The sequence below is a fragment of the Larkinella arboricola genome (assembly GCF_003259745.1).
GTDB lineage: Bacteria > Bacteroidota > Bacteroidia > Cytophagales > Spirosomataceae > Larkinella > Larkinella arboricola.
Genome location: NZ_QLMC01000029.1, coordinates 1 through 2,984 on the forward strand (window position 1 = coordinate 1; position 2,984 = coordinate 2,984).

A 2,984-nucleotide genomic window follows, 5' to 3' on the forward strand; every position below is an offset into this window, starting at 1 on the left:
CGCCCTCATCAGGCTTTGAAGTTTATGACGCCGGTCGAGTACCGACAGGCGGCTTAATTCCAATCAAAACTGGCTTACTATAGGGGGTAAGGACAGCCCCAGCTCCGTGGGTTTTTAAGGGAAGGGTTCATGACGTTGGCTCATCGGTTTTGACCAGCAGATGGATGGCAAAGCAGCCGTAGGGGCCACAGGCTAAGGGTTGGCCGAGTTCTTCGGTGAGGTAGTCGATGGTGAAGGTCAGGTTGGCAAACCCGGGGGTGTGGACCTTCACGCGGTCACCGGGTTTAAGCGGGGAGTGGGAAGTTGGTAAATGAGTCGTTGGGTGGTCTGGCATGGTTGATGGCAATAAAAGGGTGTACACCCCTTAGACGCCAAAAGAGCCAAAAGTTTCAGGGCGACTTTTTAGATGGTCGTAAAACCGGGTTTTGCAGGCCACCGTGATTGTCTTTTTTGTATTTTAGGGCAACATAATTTTGATTCTACAACAGATATACCCATAACTGCATCTACCGTCAAATGCGTATTAAACGGATTATACTGCTTAGTTTTTTCTTTCACTCGCTTACATAACCTATAAGTTCAATAGCTCAAAAGGCAAACCGTGTAAAGAAGCCCAAATGAGGGTTATAAGGTCCTGCTCGCCGGTGAGAAGTTCTTATTATACCATCTATCGACGATTAAATTGTTTTTGCGATCAATACCAAGACTGGAAAGAACTTAGTACAATAGTCAATCACCTAGCTTTCCATCGAAACCTGTACGGTGAAATCCACCCTGCAAATATATTTGGTATTAAAAATATTCAATGTGGTGATGATGAACAGCAATTTGATGTGTTTGACGATGATGATGTCTTCCTGTACATCGAACAGGATACCGCAAAAACAGCTAGGCTTGGTGCCCTCAAGCAGCTCCAGATACAGGATGTCTTATCTAATCGGGTCGGCATCCTAGATGTCGGCAAAGAGAATCGAAAGGTCTTTCGCCAAGCTAAGCAGGTGCTTATCCAATACCAGATGGACTATGACGAACTAAACAGTCATGTTTTGCGATCATTTCAGCAGGCCATCCACTTTGATTCTACTTATCAAACCCGGTTCAGGAAAGTTAAGTATGAGCTTATCAATCAACAGACTCGTAAACAAGAGGCCATTATCCAGTATGAGGATTATGGCGCTCGATTTTATTTGAACATTTTATAAAAAGGCCCTGGCTAACGTAAAATCACCTATACAACTATTTTTTTACTCTTTAAATAATGCGTATTTCTGTACTCTTTACCATCTTGCTTTCCATGTTTTTGAGTTGTGAAAGCAAAAAGAACAATAACCCTAAAAAATCGAATATGACGAATTTTGCCCCTTTTGAGATTTATGAAAATGGAGGATCCTTTCGGATCAAGGCTGAAGTAGAAATGCTTCCTGAGTACATGGAACTGTTCGCAAGCCATGACTATGAGCCAAATGGTTATTGTTGGGAAAGCCATATCACTCAAATTCTAGAAAAAGAGAATCCAGATTTATTAAATCATATTGAGTTTGACCCAGAAGCGGGCGGCTTATATGCTGTAGCTGACTCGAAAGAGAGCCAGCTAGATTTCGTTAATACGCTAAGTCCCATTTTTCAAGACATGAGTAAACTGGAGAGCTACATTAGTTCAGCAGATCGGAGCCGGATCGACGATTAGTGAAAGGAGTTTTTGAATAAATCCTAGATGTACTCTGGGTCTTAACTACTGCTATATCTGGGATTTATTCATTAACATAATTCGCAGTTATACGACTTTTCAAATTTGTTCTTCAAAAGCTAAGAAAGACCAACCTTGTAAGAATTCAATTTATGAGTAAAGAGATTCGTCAACAAATAGCCCAGCAAATAAGCAAATATAGGTGGATGGTCTTCAATATCGTTGATGAGAGCTTGCCCCCATTTTCATACACAGTGGGATTACAAGAGTCCTTTAATCATGCTGAAATCATTATATCTGGCTTAGACAAGGAAGACGCTCATGCCATACTAAACGATATAGGCAATGGTATTGCCGAAGGAATACAACGAGAAGAAAATGTACTCTATGACGACATTTTTGATGATCGTCCTTGTTATTTTAAAGCGGTACTGCCAGAGATGTATGAGGAATATTTAGGACGAGCTGTTTTGTATTATGAAAACTCAAATTTCCCTGTTCTTCAATGTGTATGGCCAGATCAAGACAGCCAGTTTCCCGACGACAACGGGTATGATATTCTAGACCAAGAAATACTGTACAAGCAGCAATGATCTTTGTTGTATAAGTGCTGTGGCTGTTGCAAAAGTCCGAAGGTACAAAAAGCCATTGGTTATGTGAATAACCATTGCTGAAGCTTGCGATAAGCCCTTGCCCAGATCATAGCGTAAGTACTTCTTAAGATTGTAAGCTATAGCGGCCAAATACATCACTTTAGCCGCTCCGACCTGGCCTCTAACACCGATCTTGCCCAGACCATAATAGCCGATCAGACTGCCTAAAACCGGTTCAACCGTGGCGGAACGCTGTCGACTCCGGGCTTTGCCGCTCCGAGTGGCCAACCGCTGGAGCATCCGCTCATACTCGGCTTTGTAAGCCGTATGATGTAACCGCTTCTCACAGGCCGTCGTCTGAATACAAGTGGCTCGTAAAGGACAGCCTTTGCAGTCGGAAGATTTGGATAAGTAGCGTTTTTTGGGGTTACCATCCCGATCAGTCACCAAGCGGTCAAAGGCCAGCGTTTTGCCCTGTCGGTAACTGTCGGTGGTGACATCATACGTAAAGTCTTGACGATCTGCCTTGTATTTACCATGTGGGGGAATAAAGCCTACTATTCCCCGTTGTTCCAGCGCCTGATAGTTCTCCCCGGAACTATACCCGCTCCGGCCTTTAGGTTTGTTGGGTGAGAATATTCCAAGATTTGGGATAGCTTGCTGGTAAGCAAAACGGACTGGCACATCCTATCGCTCGGCTGGGC

The 2,984-nt window shown here is 43.5% G+C and carries 5 protein-coding genes; 3 read left to right on the forward strand and 2 right to left on the reverse strand.

Going from position 1 to position 2,984, the window contains the following annotated elements; translation table 11 throughout:
* Positions 1–127 precede the first annotated feature (127 nt).
* Positions 128–271, reverse strand: coding sequence for a hypothetical protein (locus tag LX87_RS28700; RefSeq protein WP_170139503.1), 144 nt, complete (start codon positions 269–271; stop codon positions 128–130).
* Positions 272–644: 373 nt separating this feature from the next.
* Between LX87_RS28700 and LX87_RS28420 the strand changes: the two genes are divergently transcribed.
* The 3 genes from LX87_RS28420 to LX87_RS28430 all read left to right on the forward strand — a co-directional run bounded on the left by LX87_RS28420 (position 645) and on the right by LX87_RS28430 (position 2,280).
* Positions 645–1,202 carry a hypothetical protein gene (locus LX87_RS28420; protein WP_146624611.1) on the forward strand — a complete coding sequence of 186 codons (558 nt, stop codon included), beginning with the start codon at positions 645–647 and terminating at the stop codon, positions 1,200–1,202.
* 56 nt (positions 1,203–1,258) lie between these two features.
* On the forward strand, positions 1,259–1,687 hold the full coding sequence (locus LX87_RS28425; protein ID WP_111631682.1) for an Imm51 family immunity protein: 429 nt from the start codon (positions 1,259–1,261) through the stop codon (positions 1,685–1,687).
* A 152-nt stretch (positions 1,688–1,839) separates the two neighbouring features.
* On the forward strand, positions 1,840–2,280 hold the full coding sequence (locus tag LX87_RS28430) for a DUF4262 domain-containing protein (protein ID WP_111631683.1): 441 nt from the start codon (positions 1,840–1,842) through the stop codon (positions 2,278–2,280).
* Here LX87_RS28430 and LX87_RS28435 read toward each other — a convergent pair.
* On the reverse strand, positions 2,248–2,964 hold the full coding sequence (locus tag LX87_RS28435; protein WP_111631684.1) for a transposase: 717 nt from the start codon (positions 2,962–2,964) through the stop codon (positions 2,248–2,250). The genes LX87_RS28430 and LX87_RS28435 overlap by 33 nt on opposite strands.
* Positions 2,965–2,984 lie beyond the last annotated feature (20 nt).

Coding starts and splice junctions, on each gene's coding strand:
- LX87_RS28425 (WP_111631682.1), top strand. CDS start 1,259: ATGCGTATTTCTGTACTCTTTACCATCTTGCTTTCCATGTTTTTGAGT.
- LX87_RS28430 (WP_111631683.1), top strand. CDS start 1,840: ATGAGTAAAGAGATTCGTCAACAAATAGCCCAGCAAATAAGCAAATAT.